Genomic DNA, 21,185 nt, shown 5'->3' on the forward strand with positions numbered 1-21,185 from the left:
TACCGTCGGACTCGGATCGAACTCGGGTACCGTCGGACCCGACTCGATCGACGACCTGCTGGGACGGAACGTGGTTCCGAAGCGGACCGGTCGGGGCTGACCGTCGGTTCGGTTGTTCATGTTCGGTCGCCGCTTCCCGACGAGTGAATAAATATCTGCGGTGTGCGATATTTAAGGTATTACCCATTTACAAACATGTGGTTCCAATTACTAAAGTGAAAACACTACGAACGAACGGTGAATATGACTTATGGGCCAAATTATAAATGTTTATCTCGGATAGGAGCCATTCAGCTGGTATCACACATATTTGGAATATTATTTGTTGAATATCTACCTTTGCGGAATAGACAACATTATTTGATAGTATAAGGGGCGTTATGGACAACGTTTATCCATACACGATTGCTGGTCGTTCGTATGTCGACGCTACAGCTCAGTTCGAGTCAGACGCGAGTGCTCACGTCGCTCGTGAATCTCGCCGAGAACGCGGAGCGGCCGGTGTCCGGGCGGGAGATCGCCGAGGCGATCGACCGCAACGCCGGCACGATTCGGAACCAGATGCAGAGTCTCCGGAACCTTCGGTTGGTGGAGGGCGTGGCCGGACCGAACGGCGGGTACGTTCCGACCGACGAGGCGTACGAGACGCTCGGTGTCGAACGGATGGACGACGCGGAGCGCACTCCGGTCGAACGCGAGGGCGACCCCATCGAGGGGGTGAACGTCGAGGAGATCGATCTCTCCAGCGTCGCAAACCCCGAACTCTGCCGCGCCGAGCTGGTGATCCGCGGACCGGTCACCGATTTCGAGCCCGGCGATCGCGTGGACGTCGGGCCAACTCCCGCGACGGGGCTCCGCCTCTCGGGCGTCGTCGACGCGACGAACGTCGACGGAAACACCCTCATCGTGCGCATCGACGGGATGGAGACGCTGTCGGCGGAGGCGGCCACGTAGTCGCGGGGGCCGCCCGCCACGGCCGATCCCCACTCACTTGTACCCGGCCAGGGACTCACTCGCGGTCGGCGCTCGCTCCGATCCGGTCTCGTATCGCGCCCGTCGCTGCGGCCGCGTGGCGAGCGTCGCGGTGACGCTCACCGAACGCAACTCGCGCGCTCTCGGCCGCCTCCGCGTCGACGTCGAACGTCGGGCCGTCGTACGCCACGTCCCACAGCACCAGCGGCTCCGGCGGCGCGGGGCCGACGCCCAACTCCCCGGGAACGGAGTCGGCGGCGAGGAGGCGATCGGCGAACGACGGCTCCGCGGTCCCGCGTCCGATGGCCCGAACCGCGGCGACGAGTCGGCGGACGAGCGCCCGCGGGAACCCCCCGGCGGACACTTCGATGACGAGAACGTCGCCGTCTCGGGTCGCCGTCGCGTGTAGATTTCGAACCGTGCCGGTCGCGTCGCTCGTGAGGTTGTGAAAGTCGTGCTCGCCGGAGAACTGCGCGAGGACGTCGCGGACGCGGTCGTCGTCGAGGGCGCGGTCGTCGTCGAGGGCGCGGTCGTCGTAGTGGCATTCGGATGCGTCCGCGGTCTCACGTACAGAATTCGACCCGGTCTCGGGCGCATAGAGGTGGTACCGGTACGTCCGGCGGACCGCGTGGTGGGTCGGGTGAAAACCGTCGGCGACGTCGGCGGCGGCCCAGACTCGGATCGAGCCGGGGAGGTGCCCGTTAAACGCCCGCGGGGTGAGCCAGTCGGGCGATTCGAACGCGATCGTCTGTGCCACCGCGGAGACCCCGGCGTCCGTGCGACCCGCTGCTGCGTACCCCGGCGGTGTCGCGTGCGTCGGGCCGTCACCGCGGTCGACGATCCCGTGCTTTGCGAGCGCACGAAGCAGCGTCCCCTCGACGGTCGTCGCGTGGGGCTGACGCTGGAACCCCGCGTACTCGCGACCGTCGTACGCGACGCGGAACGCCCGAGCCCCCGTCGCAGAGGCGTCGGTCACTCCCCGTCGCCGGCTGGCGGTTCGTCGGCGGGTTTGGGCTCGTCCGATTCCGCCCGGTCCGGCTCCGCCTCGACAGATTCCGCCCGGTCCGGCTCCGCGTCGTCCGACTCCGCGATCGGCACGGTGACGACCGGGACGGGCGAGACGCGGACCACCTTCTCCGTGACGCTCCCGAGAAGCATGCGACGGATGCCGCTCCGGGTGTGGCTCGGCATCACGACGATGTCGGCCCCGGTATCGGTGATCGCGTTCCGGATGACGTCGAGGGGTTGGCCGCGGACGACGTTGCCGACGACGTCGACGCCGGCCGCCTCGAGCTCCGCCGTCACCGTCTCCACTCGCTTCTCGGCCGCGTCCTCGACCCGCTCCGCGAACGCGCCGGCCTGCGGACCGCGGAGCGTCTGCGCCACCGTGTCGATAGCGGAGACGACGTAGACGGTTGCGCCGTACCGTTCCGCGAGGCTGCTCGCGTGCGGGACCGCGTCGTTCGCCTCGCCGCCGGGCGCGACGGGGAGGAGGATGGCGTCGTACATGCGACGTACTGCTCCCGCCGGGTGCAAAACGATACCGGCCGCCGGCCGGGCGCGATTGACGTTCGCCGGACGCGACTCGCTCCGTCGGCTACAGCCCGAGCGAGTCGAGCAGGTCGAAGCCGTAGCCGGCGTAGCCGACTGCCTTGAATCCGAGGTATATCCCGACGATCGCAATCACGCCCGGAAGCTCCGGCGGGGCTGGGATGGGGACGCGGAGAAACGCGAACAGCGCGCCGACCGTCACGCCGACGACCAGCGCGGCGACGGTCAGGACGGGCGTCGAACTCATCCCCCGCCTCGGCGTCGGCTATTCATAAGCGCCACGTTCGCGCCCCGCCGACGTTCGGGAGCGGTCGGTCCCGACGCCGCGGATGGGTAGGGTTTTCCGACCGGCAATCCTGTTCGCGGGTATGGGACGAACGGTTCACAACCCCGACAACCCGCAGATAACGCTTCACACGAACCACGGCGACGTGCTGGTCGAGCTGTTCGCCGACCGCGCGCCGAAGACGGTCGAGAACTTCCTCGGGCTCGCGCGTCACGATCCCGCCGCCGACGCAGAACCCGCCCGCGATACCAACACGTGGGAGGATCCCGAATCGGGCGAGACGCGCGGTGACTCGCTGTACGAGGGCAACGTCTTCCACCGCATCATCGACGACTTCATGATCCAAGGCGGCGACCCGCAACAGAACGGCCGCGGCGGCCCCGGCTACCAGTTCGACGACGAGTTCCACGACGACCTCACGCACGACGGCCCGGGCATCCTCTCGATGGCGAACTCCGGCCCGAACACGAACGGCTCGCAGTTCTTCATCACGCTGGACGCGACCCCGCACCTCGACGGCAAGCACGCCGTCTTCGGGCAGGTCGTCGACGGGATGGACGTGGTCGAGGAGATCGGTTCGGTGCCGACCGGCCGCCGCGACGAACCCCGCGATGCGGTCGAGATCGAACGCATCACCGTCGACGAGTAGACCGCGCATTCGCAGCGCGTTGCCTCCGCCCGGGAGCGACGATCGCCGTCGAAGTCTAGCGCTTATCGAAGTTACGAGGGTGAACTACCCTCCAGGACGGAGAGGACGTCACACCGACGACGCCGTTGAAACGCTCCCCGTGAGACATGTTCAGCTTCCGGCGCGGAGGTCACCGACGGTGAGGACGCGGGTGCCGATCGGTCGTTTCACGAACTCGTCGACCTCGCGACCGAGCAGTTCGCTGACGCCGCGCTGTGCCGATACGTCGAGCAGCCGCTGGTCGATCCGCCCGTCGACGACGACCGTGTGCGGCGCGGTCTCGGCCCCCTCGATCGCGTCGAACGCGTCGGCCGCGTCGACCTCCGCGAGCACGCCGCGGTCGTCACCGAGGAGCCGAGCGAGGCCGCTCTCGGCGTCGACGACCTCCTGGACGTGCTCCTCGATGGAGCGCGGCTCGTCGTCGATCGGCGGACCGTCTGAGGGTCCGCCTCCCACGTCGACACCGCCTCGCTCGCTCCCGTCGGGCCCCTCGTCGGCGTCCTCCTCCTCCTGACCGTCGGTCTCCTCGCCGGCGGCTGGCTCGTCGGCGTCCTCTTCCTCCCGACCGTCGGCCTCCTCGCCGCCAACCGTCTCGTCGGCCTCGATCGGCGCGGACGCAGGCGCGTCCTCGATCGCTTCCACGAGGCCGCTAGCCGCCGCACCGCGGTCCGCCCCGGCGACGACGCCGTTCGCGTCGTTCCCGGTGTCTCCGTCGTCGGTGTCATCCGCGTTGCCGGCGGTGGTGGCTCCGACGGTGTCGGCCGCGTCGTCGGCGTCGCTTCCGTCGTCGACTTCCCGACCGTCGTCGACTCCCGGGCCGTCGTCGTCACCGTCGTCGACGACGGGGGTCGACCCGAAGTCCCCGGACTGGTCGGCTCGCGGTTCCGACTCGGCCGCTGCTCGGAGGTTTGGCTCGTCGGCGAGGGTGCTGTACGGCACTTTGCCGCGGAGCGCCTCGAAGACGGCGTTGCGGTCGAGGTCCTCGACGGACTCGCCGGGCGGCGCGAACGCGACGTAGTCGACGTCGCCGACCTGCGCGAGCTCGCGGAGGATCAGCTCGCCGCCGCGATCGCCGTCGAGGAAGGCCGTCACGGTGCGGTCGGCGGTGAGACCGGCGACAGCCTCGGGGACGTTCGTCCCCTCGACCGCGACCGCGTTCTTGATCCCGCAGTCGAGCAGCGTGAGGACGTCCGCGCGGCCTTCGACGACGATGACCGCGTCGGAGTCGCCTACCCGGGGGCCGGCCGGGAGCCCCTCGTACTCGACGATTCCCTCGACGCGGGCGGCCTCGCGAACCTCCGCGAGGATGTCGTCGCTCGCGAGGCGCGTCTCCTCGAAGCCGCCGGCGATCAGCTCCTTGGCCCGCTCGACGACCTCGCGGCGCTTTGCCGCCCGCACGTCCTCGATGCTCGTCACCTCCACCGAGGCGTGGCAGGGACCGATTCGATCGATCGTTTCGAGAGCGGCCGCGAGGATGGCCGTCTCGACCTTGTCGAGGCTCGACGCGACGGTGACCTCGCCGAACGACTGGCCGTTTTCGGATTCGACGGCGACGTCGATCCGACCGACTCGCGACGACTCCTGGAGGTCCCGTAAGTCGAGCTCCTCGCCGAGGAGCCCCTCGGTTTGGCCGAACACCGCGCCGACCACGTCGCTCCGCTCGACGACGCCGTCGGCCGCGATGGTGGCGTGAATCAGGTATTTCTCTGTGTCCTTCATGATGGGTGAATGGTGATGATCGGGCGGCGTCGGCCGCCCGGGCATCGTTGTACCCGTCGGCGAAAATAGTTATCGCACCCGTCTCCGTCGCCGCCCTTTGAAGAAAATATTTCTGCGATATTTCGTATCGAACTCGATCGATAGTATTTACCCGATCAGTTCGGTTATATGTCGACATGAGACGATCCCGAAGCGATCTCGTGTGGATTCCGACGTTCGCGCTCCTCGTCGCGTTTGCGGTGCCGTGGCCGCTGTGGGGCGTCGATACGGTCGTCGCCGGTCTTCCGGTGTGGATCTGGTGGCACGTGGCGTGGCTCGCGTCGTGTTCGGTCCTGTTTTCCCTGTTCGTCCGGAGCGGGGCGTGGGAGCGGGGGATGGGGATCCGCACCGCGGAACGGACCGAGTCACCCGCCACGACCGGAGGTGAACGACGGTGACCCTCGGCCTTTCGCTCGGGATCGTCGTCGGCTACCTCCTCCTCGCGCTCGTCGTCGGCCTCGTCGCGTACCGCGTCTCGGAGACGACCGCGGAGGACTACTACCTCGCGAGCCGGTCCATCGGGACGGCCGTGCTGTTGTTCACGACGTTCGCCACGCTGCTTTCGGCGTTCACCTTCTTCGGCGGCCCGAATCTCGCGTTCGCCGCCGGGCCGGAGTGGCTGATCGTGATGGGGGCGCTCGACGGGGTGCTGTTCGCGGTGCTGTGGTACGCGATCGGCTACAAGCAGTGGCTGATAGGCGACCGGCACGGGTACGTCACGCTCGGGGAGATGCTCGGCGACCGGTTCGGTTCGGTCGGGCTCCGCGCGCTCGTCGCCGGGGTGAGCCTCCTGTGGCTGTTCCCGTACGTCATGCTCCAGCAGATGGGCGCGGGCGAGGCGCTCGTCGGACTCACCGGCGGCGCGGTCCCCTACTGGGGCGGCGCGGCGCTCGTCACCGCGTTCATGATCCTCTACGTCGTTCTCGCCGGGATGCGCGGCGTCGCGTGGACTGACACGATCCAGGGGCTGTTCATGCTCTCCGTCGTCTGGATCGCGGCCGTGTGGGTCGTATCTGCTGTCGGCGGCGTCGGCGCAGCGACGAGCGCGATGCTCGACGCCCGGCCCGAGTTCGGAAGCTTCGGCGGCGGGCTCTACACGCCCGGGTTCATCGTCTCCACCGCGATCACGATCGCGTTCGGCGTGACGATGTTCCCGCAGATCAACCAGCGCTTCTTCGTCGCGAAGTCGGGCGAGACGCTGAAGCGGTCGTTCGTGCTGTGGCCGGTGTTAGTCCTCCTCCTCTTCCTCCCCGCGTTCATGCTCGGCGCGTGGGCGGTCGGGATGCCGATTGACGTGCCCGAGGGCGCGAACGTGTTCCCCGTCGTGTTGAACGAGTACACGCCGACGTGGTTCGCCGCCCTCCTGATCGCGGGCGCGATGGCCGCGATGATGTCCTCCTCGGACTCGATGCTCCTGTCCGGATCGTCGTATTTCACCCGCGACCTCTACCGACCCGTGATCAATGCCGACGCCTCCGCGCGCCGCGAGGCGTGGATCGCCCGGATCGGCGTCGCCGCGTTCGCGATCCTCGCGTTCGTCGCGAGCCTGTTCCGACCGGGCACCCTGATCGAGGTCGGCGACACCGCCTTCTCCGGGTTTGCACTGCTCGCGCTCCCCGTCATCTGCGCGCTCTACTGGGATCGGACGACCCGCACCGGGATGATCGTCGGCGTGTCCGTCCCGCAGGTCGCGTACCTCGCGGTCGTGCTGTCTGCGGTCGTTCCCTTCGTCCCGACGCTCCCACGAACCGTCGGCGGCGGGTGGGACGTGGCGCTCGGGCTGATGGCCCTCTCGGCGGCGCTCACCGTCGGCGTCTCGCTGCTCACCGCGCCGACGGAAGAGAGCGACGCGTCGCGGTTCGCCGTCGCCGGGGACTGATCTCGCGTCGGGTTTGGGTGATCTCTCGCCGGGTTGGGATGATCTCGCGTCGACACCGGCCGATTCCGCGTCGACACCGGCCGATTCCGCGTCGACACCGGCCGATTCCGCGTCGACACCGGCCGATTCCGCGTCGACACCGGCCGATTCCGCGTCGACACCGGCCGATTCCGCGTCAGTTTCGAATCGCCGTCGTCACCGACGGTTCGCGAGGAACTCCTCGACCGCTTCGGCGGTCGGGAGCGCCGTCATCCCGCCGCGTTCCCGCACCGAGAGCGCGGCCGTCGCGTTCGCGAACGCGACAGCGGCGTCGAGGTCGGTCGTCACCGTCGAGAGTCGAGAGAGGAGTCCGGACGTGAACGCGTCCCCCGCGCCGGTCGCGTCGACGGCGTCGACCGGGAAGCCGCCGTGCCGCGCCTCGCGCTCGCCCCACGGCGCAGCCGCCGTGCTGGCGACGAGCGCTCCGTCGGCACCGAGGGTCACCGCGACCGTGTGCGGACCGAGCGACAACAGGTCCCGTGCCAGATCGGCCCCTTCGAGCGAGGAGAGCCCCGCCGCCTCGACGTCCTCGTCGCTACAGAAGACCACGTCGCTGTCGGCGACAATTGAGCGGATCGCGTCGCGGACCGCCTCGCGCTCGTCAGCCGGGACGAGGTCGGGTCGGTAGTTGACGTCGAAGGAGACCGCACACCCGCGATCGCCGGCTCGCTCGGCCAGCTCGCGCATCGCAGCTCGGCCCGACGGGTGCGTCAGCGCGACGCCGCCGAGGTGGACCCACGAGCGCGACTCCAGCGCGGCGGTCGGGACCGACGCCGGATCGAAGCCGAAAGTGACCGCACGCGAGCCGTAGAACCGGAATCGGCGACCGTCGACGCCCGGGGGCGAGACCACCGCGAGCGTCGTGTTTCCGTCGATGCGCTCGATCAGGGTCCCCGAGACCCCTTCGTTCGCGAGCGTCTCCCGCAGGAAGTCGCCGAAGGGGTCGTCTCCGAGTCGCGTCCACAGCGCTGGTTCCGCGCCGAGTCGCGAGAGCCCGACCGCGACGTTGGCCGGCGCGCCGCCCGGGCGGTGCGTGAACCCCTCGACGTCGACGAGCGTCTCGCCGGGTCCGGGGAGCATGTCGACGAGCGTCTCGCCGGCGACGATGATCGCCGACATCCTACTCCCCGTCCGTCCCGTCAGCGTCTTCGCTGTCCTCGCCTTCCGCCGCCTCCGCCGCCGCGACCTCCTCGGCGACCGCTTCGAACGCCGCGAGGATGACCCGGCGACAGGCCTGTCCCTCGGTCGTCCAGTGGTGGGCGTAATCGAGCATGTCGTCGTAGATGTCGGGCTTGCAGCCGGCCGCCTGTGGGTGGCCACCGCCGTTCACCTTTCCGGCGACTTCGTGCGCGTGTTGGAAGTCCTCGGAGCCGCGGATCGACGCGGAGCCCGCGGGCTTCACGATGACGGCCGCGTCCGCGCCCGCCTCGCGGAGGGCCTCCGCGACCTCGTTCTGCGAGCACCGACCGTACGTCACCGCGACCGTCCAGTCCGCGATCTCGTGCGTGACCGCGCGGTCGACGGCGGCGTCGATCCGAGCCTCCTTCTCGACGCGGCGGTCCGCGACGTACCGCAGGACCGTCTCGGGGAGGTCGGCCCCGTACGCGCCGACGACCGTCGCGTACTCCTCGCTGCCGGCCCAGTAGGAGTAGTCGGCGAGGTCGTCGGAGCGGGGGTCCTCCTTCAGCCAGAGGTCGTGATCGCGGGTCACGGCCGCCAGCTCGGCCCAGCGATCGTCGAAGTCGTGATCGAGCGATCGGAGGGTCACGTCCGCGGTGCACTCCTCGTCGGACTCGCCGACCACGAGATCGACGCCGAGTTCGCGGACCGCCGCCGCGGTCGACTCGTCCCACTGGTGGTGGTCGAACCACCGGATCGAGGCGGTCGACTCCGCGAGGGCCGTGAGCGGCTCGGCGATCCACTCGAAGTCGTCGGGACAGAGGTCACAGACGAACAGGTCGACGTCGTCGTCCGCGTACGCGAGGACGCGTTCGAGCGACGTGTCGATCGAGTACGGTCCCGCGGCGACCAGCCCGACGGGAGAGCGGGTGTGGGCGTCCTCGGTCGGATCTGCGTCGTCCTCCGCCTCGACATCCGCCGCCTCGACATCCGCCGCTTCGGCGTTCTCCGTTCCGGCGTCCGTCTCGTCACCGAGCCGCGCGGCGATGGCCGCTTCGAAGTCCTCGATGTCGAGGGCGGCGTCGTACGTCTCTCGGATCATCGCCGCGCAGGCGAGGCCGTCCGCGTCGCCGTCGGCGATCACGACCGCTTCGCTGCCCTCGATCGCCTCCTTCGCTCGCCGCTCGGCTCGCTCCTCGTCCAGCGAGTCCGGGTAGAAGAAGCCCTTGCCCGGCAGTCGCGTGTACCGCGAGCGGGGAACGTCAGCCTCGTCGATGAGATCGTCGTCCATACCGTCGACCCGAGCGGGAGCGTGAAAACTCCGCCGCTCTCGGGCGGCTCGGGTCCCAAGCCGGCGGGTCGTTCGGCTCTTGTTCGCTCGGTCGCCCGGTCGAGATCCGGACCGCCTATCCCTCAAATGGTCGTTCGACGCGGGTCCTCGTCGGTGAGCTGGCGGACGGTCAGGACGGGAACCGGACACGTTCGGACGACGCGTTCCGCGACCGACCCGATGAGGAATCGGTTCTCCCCGTGTCGCCCGCGCGTCCCCATCGCGACGACGTCGGCGTCGACGTCGCGGGCGTATCCGGAGATCTCCGCGGCCGGCCGTCCCTCGCGGACCTCGGCGGTGACGTCGAGGGTCGGGTCGCGGGCCGTCGCGGCGTCGGTCACCGCGTCGAGCGCATCCTCCCCGTGGGCGTCGAGCGCGTCACGGAGGTCGTCGCGCACCTCGTCTGGCGTGGACTCGACCTCGCCGCTGTCGACGACGTAGACGGCGTGTACCTCGGCCTCGAACCGAGCGGCGACGTCGACCGCGACGTCGACGGCCCGCCGGACGCTGTCGGAGCCGTCCGTCGCGATCACGATCGTGTCGAACATAGCCGGTCGTTCGCCGCAACGACACCTAAAACCCCGCGGTCGGTTCCAGCGACGGCGTATATAACTGGGCGACTGCGACGGCGACGATTCCGTATAAATGGACGAGCAGTGCTGTGCGGTACGCTGGCGTCGCCGGCGGCGAGCCGCTGGCTGCCAGGGAACCTTCGATTCTCGCCGGACGCTCCGAGCGAATTTATAAGGCGCGAAGCGGCAGCGAGACGCGCCGGCGACGCCGACAGCGTGACTCAGTTATACGCAGTCGTCGCTCTCGCACCCGCTTTCTTAAATACCACGTCGCCGGCGGCGGTCCGCAGGACCCTCGGAACCGATCAAAGAGCAGACGTGGAGACGGTGTTTCAGGGTAGGATTTCAGATCACGACTCGTCTGAACAAGCCGATTTTAGCCGAACCGCTCGTCTCATTTATCAGCGTTCCATCGGCAAGCTACGAGCCGTGGGTGTAGCCGCGGTCCGGAAGCGAGTCGCCGTCGGCGGTCACCCCGTCAGCGGTGTCCGCGACCGTTCCCACGCGGGTCAATCCGCCGGGACACGCCGCGCGAGCGCGGTCCAGTTTCGGCTCGGGTATCGCACATACAAGTTCGAAGTCCTCGCCGAAGTGCGCGGTCAGTTCGAACCGCTCCCCCGGATCGTCGGCGAGCGCCTCGACCGCAGGGTGTACGGGGACCGCGTCGCGGTCGAGTGCGAAGCCGACGTCGCTCGCCTCCGCGAGCTGGTGAAGCGACCGAGCGAGGCCGTCGGACGAGTCCATCATCGCGGTCGCGCGACCCGCGAGCACGAGCCCGTCCGCGACGCGCGGCGTGAATCTGAATAGGTCGTTGGCGCGCTCGATGTCCCGTCCACGCTTTCCGCCTTCCCGCCCGCGCTCCCCGGCTCCCGCCTCGTCGTCTCTCCCGCGCTCGAACAGCCGAAGCGCCGCCGCCGATCGCCCCCACTCGCCGGTGACACAGAGCGCGTCGCCGGGCGACGCCCCGGAACGGGTCACGACCCCTTCGTCGGTGACGTCGCCGATGGCGGTCGAGGCGGTCGTGAACTCCGTGTGGGTGTCGAGGTCGCCACCGACGTACTCGGCGTCGACCGCCTCGCAGACGTCGACTGCGCCGGCGACGAACCGGTCGAGGTCGTTGCCGTCGAACGACGCGTCGGCGTAGACGGCGACGGCCGCGGTCGCGTCCGCACCCATCGCCGCGACGTCCGAAAGCGACGCCGCGACGGCGCGCCATCCGGCCGTGTACCGCGTCGTCCCGACCGGGAAGTCCGTTCGCTCGTGGAGCATGTCCGTCGTGATGACGGTGTCACCGACGACCGCGGCGTCGTCTCCCGCGTGCGGCAGATCGGCCGCGAGCGTTCGAAGCGCGTCTCGCTCGTTCACAGTGTCGACCGCACGTGCCGGAACGGATTATAAGGGATCGATCCGACGCGGATCGGTGATGATATGACCCACGACAACACGACCCATTTAACCGAATAAAATACATTAACGAATATTATCATTATCAATCATTATGTTTATTACCACCCATCCGGACGTATCGATCGCGATGTCAGTACCCGTACGAGGACACGCCGCAGCACGACGCACCGACCGCACTATCACCAAACGACCGCCGCAACCGCCCACACGACTCGATGACGACACCTAACGACACGACCGACCGCACCGACGACGCGACGAACCGATCGACCGATCACGAGAAGATCGACCGCGAAACGACCCGCCGTGAACCGACGCGGGCCGCCGACGATTCTCCTCGACCGATCCCCGGTCGCATTCCCGTCACCGAAGAAGCGGGTGCGCCGCTCGTCCCGCGCACGACGACCGAACCGACGAAGACGGCGACAGCGCCGGCGACGACGACCGGGACGGGGACGACCGAGACGGGGACGACCGGGACGGAGACGACCGGGACTTCGACGGCGACGGCGACGACCGAACCGGCGACGAACCGGGGCGGGGTCCACCGGCGTCCGAGCCGGCCGCCGACGGACGCCGATCGAGACGCGCCGCTCGTTCCCGACCTGCGTCCGGCGCGGCGACCGCGGACCGACGGGGGCTTGCAATGAACGCGATTCGCACCGGTCGCCGCCCCGCCGCGACGCTCGTTCCGATGTCGGGGACCGGCGACGGTCCGCGACCCGATCAGACGACATTCACGCGACGCGCGATCGACCGATCCGACGACGACACCATCGCTGAGTGACACCTATGCATCCGACAGAACTCGACGACGACACGCTGACGAGAGACATCGACAACGCGGCCGGCCGGAAGCTCCGCGAGCTGTTCGCCGAGCAGGACTACACGTTCGCGCCCGGGATCTATCACGCGCTCGACGCTCGCCTCGCGGAGATGGCGGGCGTCGACGCCGCCTACATGAGCGGCTACTCGACCGTTCTCGGTCAGTTCGGATTCCCCGACCTGGAGATGGTCACGATGACCGAAATGGTCGAGAACGCCAAGCGAATGGTCGAGGCGACGAACCTTCCGGTCGTTGCCGACTGCGACACCGGCTACGGCGGCGTCCACAACGTCCGCCGCGCAGTCCGCGAGTACGAGAAGGCGGGCGTCGCCGCGGTCCACATCGAGGACCAGACCTCGCCGAAGCGCTGCGGCCACATCGCGGGCAAGCAGATCGTCTCCCGCGAGCAGGCGCGCTCGCGGTTCGAGGCCGCCGTCGACGCCAAGCAAAGCGAGGACACGGTCATTATCGCTCGCACCGACGCGTACGGCTCCGCGAACGGCGACTGGGAGGAGCACCTCGAACGCGGCCGGATCTACGCCGACGCCGGCGTCGACCTCGTCTGGCCCGAGATGCCCGACCCGTCCCGCGAGGACGCGGTTCGCTACGCCGAGGAGATCCACGAGACGCACCCGGACCTGGACCTCGCGTTCAACTACTCCTCGTCGTTCGCGTGGAGCGAGCAGGAGGACCCGCTCACCTTCGAGGGGCTCGGTGACCTCGGCTACCAGTACATCTTCATCACGCTGTACGGGCTGCACTCGGGAGCGCACGCCGCCTACGAGGACTTCGCGAACATCGCCGAGAACGACGAGCGGGCCCAGTTCGACCTAGAGGACCAGTACCTCGACCACGAGACGAAGAGCCACCACGAGCTCTCCTTCGTCCCGCGGTATCAGGATATCGAGTCTCGGTTCGACCCGGAAGCGAAGGCTCGACAGGAGGAGTCCGCCGGGTTCACCGAGGACCAGAGCGATCCGATCACGGCCTCGGAGGAGTCCGACGAGGAGGCCGAGCGGGTCGCCGCCGCGGAGAGCGACGACGACTGATCGCGGGACGGCTCGGCGACGAAATCGATCAGAACGCCGGTCCCGTCCGAACGCAGTGCGCCTTTTTCTTCGTGACGGCGGACCGGTGCTTCGGAGTTCGAGCGATCGACGACTGGGACTCTCGATCGCGTCTCAGGCCGGGAGCGTGTCGATCCCGTTGATCTCGACGTAGCCGTACCCACACTCCGGACAGCGCCACTTCGTCTTCTCGCCGAGGTGGAGCGTCATCGCCGCGGTCCGGTAGAACGACTGGGCCTCCCCGCACTTCGGGCAGTCCACGTCCTTTTCGAGCGCCATGTTCGGCGATCCGTCCGGCGCGGGTTTGAAGCTACTGATCCGGTGGCTGTGCGGTCCCGGTGCGAGCCGGTGGGAAACTCCGCCCTTGCGGCGGGAGATCCCCCACGATCGCACTGATATCGTCGATGTCGGCGGAAACGCGTCCGCGAACACCCCGGCGGAAACGCGTCCGCGATCAGTCGTCGCCGGGGATGCCGGCCGCAGGGCCGCCTCCGACCGCGTCCGCCGGCTGCGTGATCGATTTATAAAACATGATCAGCATCGCGACGATGAGCGCGCCGCCCCAGAGGAATCCGGTCGGCATCAGGAAGGCGAGCCCGAACCCTTCGCCGAGCCAGACGATACCGGGAATCCCCCACTGTCCGGCGATGAAGAGCACGGTCACGACGGTCCGTAGGGTTCCGGTGACGCCGAGGGCCGGCACCGCGAACCCCATCACGATCGCGAGGATCGACAGAACGCCGAGGTGGGCGTGGCCGCCGATCATCCACGGCGGGACGGCGCTGCCGCCGGACAAGATCACGAACTGATGCAACCCGACCGCCATCATGACCGCGAGTCCGAGGAAGCCGGACCCCTTAAGCGCTCGTGTCATAGATTCATCACCACTGATCTGGTCGCTGTGTGATAAGGATTGCTGTCGAATTCGTCATACGATCGTCGGGGAGGGGATGGATGTGACCGCCGGAAGGGTGGACGGAACTCCGCACCCGCTGAGGGCACGTGAGCCGGCCCCTAGAAGATGTTCGCCTGTTCGTACACCGAAATCCCGGAGTCGGTGATCTCGTACGGTTTCGTCTCTCGGGAGTGGTTCGCGTCGCGGATCTTCAGAATCTCGACGGCAAGACGCGTCTCGCGGAAGTCGGAGTCGCGGACGTACCGGAGCACGAACACCGCGTCGGTGAGGTACTCGACGATGCCGTGGCGGGACGCGTACGGGTTCCCCTCGCTGGCCTCGGAGGTGAGGAGCGTCGTCACGCCCGCCTCCTTCAGGGACCGTGTGAACCCGAACACCTCGGAGCGCCGCTTCGCCGGGTGGTCGTACATCATCTCCAACAGCGAGACGGAGTCGAGTACCAGCCGATCCGCGTCGTACTCGGCGATGAGCCGCGTGAGGTCGTTTCGTATCGACGCGAGCGAGTTCGCCATCTCGATCGGGTCGATCGCGACGACGGCGAGTCGGCCCTCGTCCGCGTACTCGCGGAACGGCCAACCTCTCTCCTCAGCGGTCGAGACGATCGACTCGCGGGTCTGTTCGAGCGTGATGTACACGCCCTTCCCGTCGGATTCGAGGGTCTCGTTGAGAAACTGCAGCGAGAACGTCGTCTTTCCCGTCCCGGCTCCGCCGATGACGGAGAGCAGCGACCGGCTCGGGACGCCGCCGAGGATCATCTCGTCGAGCCCCTCTATCCCGACGTCGGTCCGGTCGATCGACGACTCGAACTCGTCGGGGTCGACGTCGAACCCGGTGGAGCCGGCGCTACCCTCCCGACCGGCCGCGCCTTCCGAGGGAGGGCTGCCGCGGCGCTCACCGCCCTCCTCCGAGCCGAAGTCGGCGAATCCGAAGTCGTCGTCCCGAGACGGTTCCGTCCCCCTGTACCCGCCGAAGGGGTCGCTGGGCTCGCCGCCCGACGACGACCCGGGGGCTGGGCGTTGGCGACGCTTGGCAGGCTCGTCTGGTCCGTTTCCGACCCCCCCGACGAACGGGTCGTCCTCGCCGAACGATCTGCGGTCGTCGCCGCCAGGGCTGGAGTCGTCGGCCTCGGCGCGTGCTCCGTCGCGGCCGTCGTCGCCGCCGCCGTCGCGGTCATCGTCACCGTCGCGCTCATCGTTGTTGCGGTCGTCGCCGCCACCGTCGCGGTCGTCGTTGTTACGGTCGTCGTCGAGTTCTTCTTTCCGCCCGCTGTTGTCGTCAGCCTCCCCGTTGGCGTCGCTCTCGCCGCCGGCCTCTCCGTCGGAGTCCTCGTCGAGATCCCGCAGTGCGCGCTCGAACCAGTCGTCCTCTTCGCTCATCGTTCCAGCCGGCCGTGGGGGGTCGACATGTGACGGGCAACGCGGGCGTGCGGCTTGAAACTTTCCGGAATTCGAGGCGGGCACGATGGGGGTTCGGCGGCCCGGTCCGGAAGTCGGGCCCGATGTCCGCAGCCTTTTGTCCGGGGGCGCGAATCGGTGGCGCATGGACCTGGGAATCGTGGCGCGAAAGGGGAGCGAGCGAGCGGTGGCCGTCGCCGCGGAGCTCCGCGACGCCGTCGTCGAAGCCGGGGAGTCGGTCTGGGTCGACGCCGAAACCGCGAGCGCGCTCGGCGAGGAATCGCTCGGACGAGGGGTCGAGGCGCTCGTCGACTGCGACCTCGGCGTCGCCGTCGGCGGCGACGGGACGTTCCTCTTCGTCGCGCGCAACGCGGGCGGCACGCCGATCGTGGGCGTCAACCTCGGCGAGGTGGGATTTCTCAACGCCGTCCCGCCCGAGGAGGCGACCGACGCAGTTCTCGCCGAGGTGGACGCGTTCGAACGCGGGGAGATGGACGTCCGCGAAGTGCCGCGGCTCGCCGCACGATCCGACGGGTGGGCGTCCGTCCCCGCCGCGAACGAGATCGTGATCCAGGGCGGCCGCCGCGGTCCGGGCGGCGGGATCGACTACGAGGTCCGGATCGACGGGAACCGGTACTCGAACGGGCACGCCGACGGCGTCCTCGTCGCCACGCCGACCGGTTCGACCGCGTACAACCTCTCCGAGCGCGGGCCGCTCGTTCACCCCGGCGTGAGCGGCCTCGTCGTCAACGAGATGGTCGCCGCGGAGGGGATGCCGCCGCTCGTTGTCGACGTCGATTCGACGGTCACCGTGGCGGTTGATGGCCCCGGCGAGGCGATCGTGGTCAGCGACGGCCGGAACGCGACGACGCTCTCCGCGCCGGTCGAGGTAACCGTCGAGCGAACGACCCCGCCGATGCGGATCGCCGGACCGCCCTCGAACTTCTTCGAGGCGCTCGGGAAGCTCTCCTAAGACGAATCGACGTCGCCTCCCTCGATCGACTCGGACCGACTCGTTCTGCCCCGTTCCGACACCGCGTCGCGTGTGGATGATCCCACGAAGTTTCGACACCGCGCCGCACGCAGACGATCCGCGAAGGGACGACCCACAAAGCGTTTATTACCCGAGCGAAGACGACGGTTCGTGAATCGATGGTCCGTCGCCGCCGGGTACGCCCTCGCCGGGATCGCGCTCGCGGCGCTCGTGACCGTCGCGTGGGTCGCGTCCCCCGACGCCGCGCTCGCGCCGCTGACGTGGCTCGCGGACCATCCCGTTCGATTTGGCGTGGCGCTGCTCGCGCTGACGGCGGTCCGGCCCTTCCTCGCGTGGCCGACCACGCTCCTTTCCGCCGCCGTCGGCTTCGGCTACGGCTGGGCCGGCGTGCCCGTCGGCGTCGCGCTGGTGACGCTGACCGCGCTTCCACCGTACGCCCTGGCTCGCTCGGGTCGAACGCGAGCGCGTGCAGACTTCGGCGTGGCGGACCGGCTTTGCGGCGCTGGCGAGCGGCTGGCCGACGCGGCGGGCGGCATTCGAGCGGTCGCGGCGACGCGGCTGCTCCCGCTCCCGTCGGACGCGGTCTCGCTCGTCGCCGGAGGATCGGGGATCCGCCTCCGGCCGTTCCTCGTCGGAACCGCCGTCGGCGAACTGCCGTGGGTGATCCTCGGTATCGCTGTCGGCGCTTCGCTCGACCGGCTCGCCGGCGGCGACCTCGCCGCGGTCGATCCGACGGTACTCGCCGGGATGGCCGGGGCCGGGGCGCTGCTGCTCGCCGGACCGTTCTATCGTACGTTTGTCGGTGAGAAACCCGCGTCGACGGCGTGACCGTCGCGACTGCGGGCGGGACGAATCGACCGCCCGAACGCAGCGTGCTGCGTCGGAACGGTCGAACCATCGCGTGCCTCTGCTCGGGAACCGGTTGCAAACGTGCATTCCCCTCCGGTCCCCAGATCCCGGGACCGCTCCCAGCCCTTACCCCGAAGCCGCGATCGCGAGGCCGGCCGGACGGTTCCGACCGGTGCGGCTTCAACGGAGGACCGGAGGGGGCTCATCACCGTTCGGAGCGCCGTCGCCCCGGTTAGGTCTCGTCTTCGTCGTTGCCTCCGTCGTCACTGCTCTCTCCGTCGTCGCCGGCTTCCTCGTATGAGACCTCGATTCCGCTCGGTACGGGCCGGAGGAGGTAGGAGCCGGTACCCCGGCGGACGGGGGCGAAGTCGGCGGTGAAACTCGTTCGCGTGTTCTCGCGAACCTCGAACTGCTGGTTGAACGTGAGCGGTGCGTTCCCGGGACGGTCGACGGTCGCCTCGTCGCCGCCGGAGAGCGTTCCGTCGACGTTCGAGACGTCCAGCTGGAGGAACCGGTAGGAACCGACCTCCAGCTCGCGCTCGTCGATCAGCTGCGTCTCTCCGTCCTGTAGCCGGACGAGATTCGCCTCCTGCGGCTCGTCGAACTCGAGGTATTCGCGGCCGGCGGGCTCGTCTCCCGCGTCTTCGTCGTCGTCTGCGGTCGTGTTGTCGCCGCTGCCGTCACCGTCGGCTGTCGCGTTGTCGCCGCTGCCGTCACCGTCGGCCGTCGAGTTACCCGCTTCGGCGTCGGTTCCGTCCTCGTCGTCAGTTCGGTTCCCGTCGGCTCCGCTCTCGGCTCCCTCTGGACCGAGCCAGATCCCGTCGATGGTGACGACGAGCGACTCGAAATCGCCGATATCGGCCGGCTGGTCGGTCACGCTGGTCGCGAGCGTCCCGGTCGCAGTGCCGACGCAGCCGGCGAGGCCGACGGTCGCGAGCGCGGCGGTGCCGGTCGCCCACAGGTAGCTTCGCCTGTCGAGTGCGGCGAGGTCGGTGGATCGGTCGGACACGTTATTCGCTCCCCTCCTCGTCGGTCGCGCCGCCGGCGACATCGCTCACGACCTCACCGAGACCGTCGACATCGCCCGAGATGAAGTCGGTGACGCTCCCGAGGATCTCACCGACGAAGTCCGGCACCTGGTCCGGAAGATCGCTCGGCGGTCCGGCCTCTGCGTTCCCCGGTGCGTCGCCCGCAGCGGGCGCGGCGGCGACGGCACCGGCCGCCGCGGCGCTCCCGATCAATACCGTCGAGGCGAGTGCCACGATCAGCGTCGTCCGGTTCACGTTCATTACGATTTCTGCTCGGGGCGCTACAACCTTCAATACCACAAGCCGTTCAGCCGATTTTACCCGATTAAAGCCGAGTTAACCGCCAGAAGGCGTGCGGATCACCGGCTCGTGAAGAACACCGTCTGTATTCGACAGTTATCGGGGAACGACCGTTCCCGAGGGTCGATCAGAACGTAGCAACGGGGTCAATTCGATACTGTGATGTCACTCGTCGGTCGTCCCGCCGCGCTTCGCGAGCCGCCGCGCGGCGTCGCTCAGCCCCCCCGTGGAACGGCTATCAATCTCAGCGGTCTCCGAAGCGTTGCCGTCGCTGTCGCCGGCGTCCCCCTCGTCGGCGTCGCTGGTACCCGCCACCGCTGGATCCGTCTCGATGCCGACCTCCGCCGGTTCTGCGTCCGGCGGATAGCTCCGCTCGGCGGGGGGAACGAACGCGGTCTCGACGGCGCGAACGACCTCCCGAACGGTGGCCTCGTCCAACCGATCCGCGTACGCCTCGCGGATCAAGTCGGGAACCGCGTACGCGTAGTGGCCGCGGCCGGCGTGACGGATGAGCCCCGCGCGCCGAATCGGTCGATGACGGCTGTAGGCGTGCCCGGAGTCGCCGTCGCCGCCGGCGTCGATGTGGGCCGCGACGGGGTCGCTGACGCCCTCGCGACGGTAGTGGCGGAGCATTCCGCGGGAAAGCTCGGGAAGCGCCCCGATCCGGTCACGTAGCTCCTCGATGACCGCCTCGCGGGTGCCGAGTTCGACCGCGTCGTCGAATCGGAGCGCGCTCTCCGCGACGTCCGCCCGCGTCACGGGATCGACGTCGTCGTCGGGCGGCGCGGCGGGTGCCGTATCGGAGGTTGCGACGTCGATCTCGGATCCGTCGTCGACCTCGACTTCGCGGGTGGTGGTGTTCGTGGTGTTCGTGGCGGGGTCGGTGGTGGTGTCCGCGGTGGAGTCGACAGCGGAGTCACCGGTGGAGTCGACAGCGGAGTCGCCGGCGAGATCGGCATCGTCACCGGCGTTACCGTCGGTCGCGCCATCACCGGGATCCGACCCGTCGCCGTCGGTCGCGGCGACGGCCTCGTCGTAGCTTGCGAGGTCGACCTGATCGCGTCGAGCGGCGGACGCGACGGATCTCCCGTCGCCGCCGCGGTACGGGGCCTCAGCCTTCCCGAGCAGCGCCTGCGCGAACTGGTCGGCCATGTTGCTCAGGTCGCGAGCGTCCTCCAACTCGTGTTCGAGCTGGGTGATCCGCTGATTCTTCTTGTCGATCTCCTGTCTGAGATCGGCCAGCTCGGACTCGCGGCGTGCCTCCTCGTCGGAGATGGACTGGAGCTCGCCCACGAGGTCGCTGGAGACCGACTTGAGTTCCGGGCGCTCGAAGTCGTCGAGTCCGGGCGTCGCCCCCGCGTCGAACGTCTGCTTGCGGTGGAACTGGATCCGGCGGATCGACTCGTCCCAGTCGGTCATCAGAAAGGCCTCGCCGTCGCCGAGGTCCTCGACTGCGCTCGCGTACTTCGAGCCGAGGATCCGACCGACGACCTTCGTGTCGTTGTCCCAGGTGAGTCGGTGCCAGCAGAGCCAGTCGCACTGGGTGATGAAGTCCTTTTTCACGTCGGCCGGGCGCTGGCTGATCCCGACGATGCCGAGGCCGTGTTTCCGCCCGCGCTTGCCGACCTTGATCAGCATCTTCCCGGTCTCGTCCATCCCGCCGCCCTCCGGGATGTACTCGTGACACTCCTCGACGACGAGCAGGAAGGGCTTTTTCAGTCGCTTCTCCTTGGCGAACAGCTGCTTGACGACCGCGAGGAGCAGCTCGTTGGCGACGGACTCCTCCAGGTAGCCGGAGACGTCGAGGATGATCGGGACGTTCTGCTCCAAGGCGAGGTTCGCGAGCTTCTCGGCGTGCTCGGGGGAGACGACGATGTCGCACTCGTCGTCGGCTCCGGCGTGGAGAATTTCGTACTCTTCTTTTAACCCGTAGTACTCGCCGTCCGTGTCGACGATCATCACGGGAAATCCGTTGTCGAGAAGATTCTCGATGACGACGGACGCCGTGTTGCTCTTTCCGGACCCGCTTTTTCCCGTGATAAACGATCGGCCGGTGAGCACGTCGACGACCGGGAGCTCAACCGGCGACCCCGGCTCCGCCGTCGCGTCGCCCCCGATCCCCTCGCTGACGTCCGCGACGTGGATCGCCTCCTGCTCGGTCATACTCGTGACAGGCACCGCCCGCCTCATAAACCATCGGCTCGGGCGAC

General features: G+C 68.5%; 23 protein-coding genes. 9 read left to right on the plus strand and 14 right to left on the minus strand.

Annotated elements, in window-relative coordinates:
• Nucleotides 1-420: 420 nt before the first annotated feature.
• A complete protein-coding gene (locus tag ACFQEY_RS15675; protein WP_379770365.1) occupies nucleotides 421-954 on the plus strand; it encodes an Rrf2 family transcriptional regulator in 534 nt (177 codons plus the stop codon).
• Nucleotides 955-1,009: 55 nt separating this feature from the next.
• Here the strand turns inward: ACFQEY_RS15675 and truA are convergent, their stop codons facing one another.
• The 3 genes from truA to ACFQEY_RS15690 form a co-directional block, all read right to left on the minus strand.
• Nucleotides 1,010-1,948, minus strand: coding sequence for a tRNA pseudouridine(38-40) synthase TruA (gene truA, locus ACFQEY_RS15680; RefSeq protein WP_379770368.1), 939 nt, complete (start codon nucleotides 1,946-1,948; stop codon nucleotides 1,010-1,012).
• Nucleotides 1,945-2,481 (minus strand): universal stress protein, encoded by a 537-nt coding sequence (locus ACFQEY_RS15685; protein ID WP_379770371.1) that lies wholly within the window; start codon nucleotides 2,479-2,481, stop codon nucleotides 1,945-1,947. The genes truA and ACFQEY_RS15685 overlap by 4 nt, the downstream gene beginning before the upstream one ends.
• Nucleotides 2,482-2,569: 88 nt before the next feature.
• Nucleotides 2,570-2,770: a XapX domain-containing protein gene (locus ACFQEY_RS15690; RefSeq protein WP_379770374.1), complete on the minus strand. Its 201-nt coding sequence runs from the start codon at nucleotides 2,768-2,770 to the stop codon at nucleotides 2,570-2,572.
• A 121-nt stretch (nucleotides 2,771-2,891) separates the two neighbouring features.
• On the opposite strand from ACFQEY_RS15690, the gene ACFQEY_RS15695 reads away from it, so the two are divergent.
• Entirely contained in the window at nucleotides 2,892-3,458 is a 567-nt protein-coding gene (locus ACFQEY_RS15695) for a peptidylprolyl isomerase (protein WP_379770376.1), read from the plus strand.
• 150 nt (nucleotides 3,459-3,608) lie between these two features.
• Here ACFQEY_RS15695 and dnaG read toward each other — a convergent pair whose 3' ends face one another.
• Nucleotides 3,609-5,216, minus strand: a complete 1,608-nt coding sequence (dnaG, locus tag ACFQEY_RS15700) for a DNA primase DnaG (protein ID WP_379770378.1) — start codon at nucleotides 5,214-5,216, stop codon at nucleotides 3,609-3,611.
• Between the two features lie 176 nt (nucleotides 5,217-5,392).
• Here dnaG and ACFQEY_RS15705 point away from each other — a divergent pair, with 176 nt between their 5' ends.
• Together ACFQEY_RS15705 and ACFQEY_RS15710 are read left to right on the plus strand one after the other, a co-directional pair.
• Nucleotides 5,393-5,653: a DUF3311 domain-containing protein gene (locus ACFQEY_RS15705; RefSeq protein ID WP_379770380.1), complete on the plus strand. Its 261-nt coding sequence runs from the start codon at nucleotides 5,393-5,395 to the stop codon at nucleotides 5,651-5,653.
• Nucleotides 5,650-7,134, plus strand: coding sequence for a sodium:solute symporter family protein (locus tag ACFQEY_RS15710; RefSeq protein WP_379770382.1), 1,485 nt, complete (start codon nucleotides 5,650-5,652; stop codon nucleotides 7,132-7,134). The genes ACFQEY_RS15705 and ACFQEY_RS15710 overlap by 4 nt, the downstream gene beginning before the upstream one ends.
• Before the next feature lie 195 nt (nucleotides 7,135-7,329).
• Here the strand turns inward: ACFQEY_RS15710 and ACFQEY_RS15715 are convergent, their stop codons facing one another.
• The 4 genes from ACFQEY_RS15715 to thiL all read right to left on the minus strand — a co-directional run bounded on the left by ACFQEY_RS15715 (nucleotide 7,330) and on the right by thiL (nucleotide 11,559).
• Nucleotides 7,330-8,292 (minus strand): carbohydrate kinase family protein, encoded by a 963-nt coding sequence (locus tag ACFQEY_RS15715; protein ID WP_379770384.1) that lies wholly within the window; start codon nucleotides 8,290-8,292, stop codon nucleotides 7,330-7,332.
• A 1-nt stretch (nucleotide 8,293) separates the two neighbouring features.
• Nucleotides 8,294-9,583, minus strand: coding sequence for a DHH family phosphoesterase (locus ACFQEY_RS15720; protein WP_379770386.1), 1,290 nt, complete (start codon nucleotides 9,581-9,583; stop codon nucleotides 8,294-8,296).
• Nucleotides 9,584-9,705: 122 nt separating this feature from the next.
• A complete protein-coding gene (locus ACFQEY_RS15725; protein ID WP_379770388.1) occupies nucleotides 9,706-10,170 on the minus strand; it encodes a universal stress protein in 465 nt (154 codons plus the stop codon).
• A gap of 444 nt (nucleotides 10,171-10,614) precedes the next feature.
• Complete coding sequence (thiL, locus tag ACFQEY_RS15730; protein WP_379770391.1) at nucleotides 10,615-11,559, minus strand: thiamine-phosphate kinase; 945 nt, start codon at nucleotides 11,557-11,559, stop codon at nucleotides 10,615-10,617.
• A gap of 257 nt (nucleotides 11,560-11,816) precedes the next feature.
• Here thiL and ACFQEY_RS15735 point away from each other — a divergent pair, with 257 nt between their 5' ends.
• The 3 genes from ACFQEY_RS15735 to aceA are packed head-to-tail and all read left to right on the plus strand — an operon-like array spanning nucleotide 11,817 to nucleotide 13,476.
• The gene (locus tag ACFQEY_RS15735; protein ID WP_379770393.1) at nucleotides 11,817-12,251 is read left to right on the plus strand and encodes a hypothetical protein; all 435 of its coding nucleotides are present in this window, start codon (nucleotides 11,817-11,819) and stop codon (nucleotides 12,249-12,251) included.
• Complete coding sequence (locus tag ACFQEY_RS15740; protein WP_379770396.1) at nucleotides 12,248-12,388, plus strand: hypothetical protein; 141 nt, start codon at nucleotides 12,248-12,250, stop codon at nucleotides 12,386-12,388. Before ACFQEY_RS15735 ends, ACFQEY_RS15740 begins: the two co-directional genes overlap by 4 nt.
• Nucleotides 12,389-12,393: 5 nt before the next feature.
• Nucleotides 12,394-13,476, plus strand: a complete 1,083-nt coding sequence (aceA, locus tag ACFQEY_RS15745) for an isocitrate lyase (protein WP_379770398.1) — start codon at nucleotides 12,394-12,396, stop codon at nucleotides 13,474-13,476.
• A gap of 132 nt (nucleotides 13,477-13,608) precedes the next feature.
• Here the strand turns inward: aceA and ACFQEY_RS15750 are convergent, their stop codons facing one another.
• The 3 genes from ACFQEY_RS15750 to ACFQEY_RS15760 form a co-directional block, all read right to left on the minus strand.
• A complete protein-coding gene (locus ACFQEY_RS15750; RefSeq protein ID WP_379770400.1) occupies nucleotides 13,609-13,773 on the minus strand; it encodes a DUF7838 family putative zinc beta-ribbon protein in 165 nt (54 codons plus the stop codon).
• A gap of 175 nt (nucleotides 13,774-13,948) precedes the next feature.
• Nucleotides 13,949-14,368 carry a DUF8059 family membrane protein gene (locus tag ACFQEY_RS15755; RefSeq protein WP_379770402.1) on the minus strand — a complete coding sequence of 140 codons (420 nt, stop codon included), beginning with the start codon at nucleotides 14,366-14,368 and terminating at the stop codon, nucleotides 13,949-13,951.
• Between the two features lie 140 nt (nucleotides 14,369-14,508).
• On the minus strand, nucleotides 14,509-15,786 hold the full coding sequence (locus tag ACFQEY_RS15760) for a KaiC domain-containing protein (RefSeq protein WP_379770404.1): 1,278 nt from the start codon (nucleotides 15,784-15,786) through the stop codon (nucleotides 14,509-14,511).
• A 163-nt stretch (nucleotides 15,787-15,949) separates the two neighbouring features.
• Between ACFQEY_RS15760 and ACFQEY_RS15765 the strand changes: the two genes are divergently transcribed.
• Both ACFQEY_RS15765 and ACFQEY_RS15770 read left to right on the plus strand, forming a co-directional pair.
• Nucleotides 15,950-16,777: an NAD(+)/NADH kinase gene (locus tag ACFQEY_RS15765; protein ID WP_379770405.1), complete on the plus strand. Its 828-nt coding sequence runs from the start codon at nucleotides 15,950-15,952 to the stop codon at nucleotides 16,775-16,777.
• 171 nt (nucleotides 16,778-16,948) lie between these two features.
• A complete protein-coding gene (locus ACFQEY_RS15770; RefSeq protein ID WP_379770407.1) occupies nucleotides 16,949-17,626 on the plus strand; it encodes a TVP38/TMEM64 family protein in 678 nt (225 codons plus the stop codon).
• Between the two features lie 253 nt (nucleotides 17,627-17,879).
• On the opposite strand, the gene ACFQEY_RS15775 is transcribed toward ACFQEY_RS15770, so the two are convergent.
• The 3 genes from ACFQEY_RS15775 to ACFQEY_RS15785 form a co-directional block, all read right to left on the minus strand.
• Complete coding sequence (locus tag ACFQEY_RS15775; protein WP_379770409.1) at nucleotides 17,880-18,656, minus strand: DUF4382 domain-containing protein; 777 nt, start codon at nucleotides 18,654-18,656, stop codon at nucleotides 17,880-17,882.
• Nucleotide 18,657: 1 nt separating this feature from the next.
• Entirely contained in the window at nucleotides 18,658-18,936 is a 279-nt protein-coding gene (locus ACFQEY_RS15780; protein WP_379770411.1) for a hypothetical protein, read from the minus strand.
• A 204-nt stretch (nucleotides 18,937-19,140) separates the two neighbouring features.
• Nucleotides 19,141-21,138 (minus strand): helicase HerA domain-containing protein, encoded by a 1,998-nt coding sequence (locus ACFQEY_RS15785; protein ID WP_379770413.1) that lies wholly within the window; start codon nucleotides 21,136-21,138, stop codon nucleotides 19,141-19,143.
• Nucleotides 21,139-21,185 lie beyond the last annotated feature (47 nt).

Origin of the sequence: Halorubrum trueperi (genome assembly GCF_042662525.1) — an archaeon.
Lineage (GTDB): Archaea > Halobacteriota > Halobacteria > Halobacteriales > Haloferacaceae > Halorubrum > Halorubrum trueperi.

Coding starts and splice junctions, on each gene's coding strand:
- ACFQEY_RS15740 (WP_379770396.1), top strand. CDS start 12,248: ATGAACGCGATTCGCACCGGTCGCCGCCCCGCCGCGACGCTCGTTCCG.
- ACFQEY_RS15705 (WP_379770380.1), top strand. CDS start 5,393: ATGAGACGATCCCGAAGCGATCTCGTGTGGATTCCGACGTTCGCGCTC.
- ACFQEY_RS15750 (WP_379770400.1), bottom strand. CDS start 13,773: ATGGCGCTCGAAAAGGACGTGGACTGCCCGAAGTGCGGGGAGGCCCAG.
- ACFQEY_RS15760 (WP_379770404.1), bottom strand. CDS start 15,786: ATGAGCGAAGAGGACGACTGGTTCGAGCGCGCACTGCGGGATCTCGAC.
- ACFQEY_RS15675 (WP_379770365.1), top strand. CDS start 421: ATGTCGACGCTACAGCTCAGTTCGAGTCAGACGCGAGTGCTCACGTCG.
- ACFQEY_RS15725 (WP_379770388.1), bottom strand. CDS start 10,170: ATGTTCGACACGATCGTGATCGCGACGGACGGCTCCGACAGCGTCCGG.
- ACFQEY_RS15785 (WP_379770413.1), bottom strand. CDS start 21,138: ATGACCGAGCAGGAGGCGATCCACGTCGCGGACGTCAGCGAGGGGATC.
- ACFQEY_RS15735 (WP_379770393.1), top strand. CDS start 11,817: ATGACGACACCTAACGACACGACCGACCGCACCGACGACGCGACGAAC.
- ACFQEY_RS15715 (WP_379770384.1), bottom strand. CDS start 8,292: ATGTCGGCGATCATCGTCGCCGGCGAGACGCTCGTCGACATGCTCCCC.
- ACFQEY_RS15720 (WP_379770386.1), bottom strand. CDS start 9,583: ATGGACGACGATCTCATCGACGAGGCTGACGTTCCCCGCTCGCGGTAC.
- ACFQEY_RS15780 (WP_379770411.1), bottom strand. CDS start 18,936: ATGAACGTGAACCGGACGACGCTGATCGTGGCACTCGCCTCGACGGTA.
- ACFQEY_RS15765 (WP_379770405.1), top strand. CDS start 15,950: ATGGACCTGGGAATCGTGGCGCGAAAGGGGAGCGAGCGAGCGGTGGCC.
- ACFQEY_RS15695 (WP_379770376.1), top strand. CDS start 2,892: ATGGGACGAACGGTTCACAACCCCGACAACCCGCAGATAACGCTTCAC.
- dnaG (WP_379770378.1), bottom strand. CDS start 5,216: ATGAAGGACACAGAGAAATACCTGATTCACGCCACCATCGCGGCCGAC.
- ACFQEY_RS15685 (WP_379770371.1), bottom strand. CDS start 2,481: ATGTACGACGCCATCCTCCTCCCCGTCGCGCCCGGCGGCGAGGCGAAC.
- ACFQEY_RS15755 (WP_379770402.1), bottom strand. CDS start 14,368: ATGACACGAGCGCTTAAGGGGTCCGGCTTCCTCGGACTCGCGGTCATG.
- aceA (WP_379770398.1), top strand. CDS start 12,394: ATGCATCCGACAGAACTCGACGACGACACGCTGACGAGAGACATCGAC.
- ACFQEY_RS15690 (WP_379770374.1), bottom strand. CDS start 2,770: ATGAGTTCGACGCCCGTCCTGACCGTCGCCGCGCTGGTCGTCGGCGTG.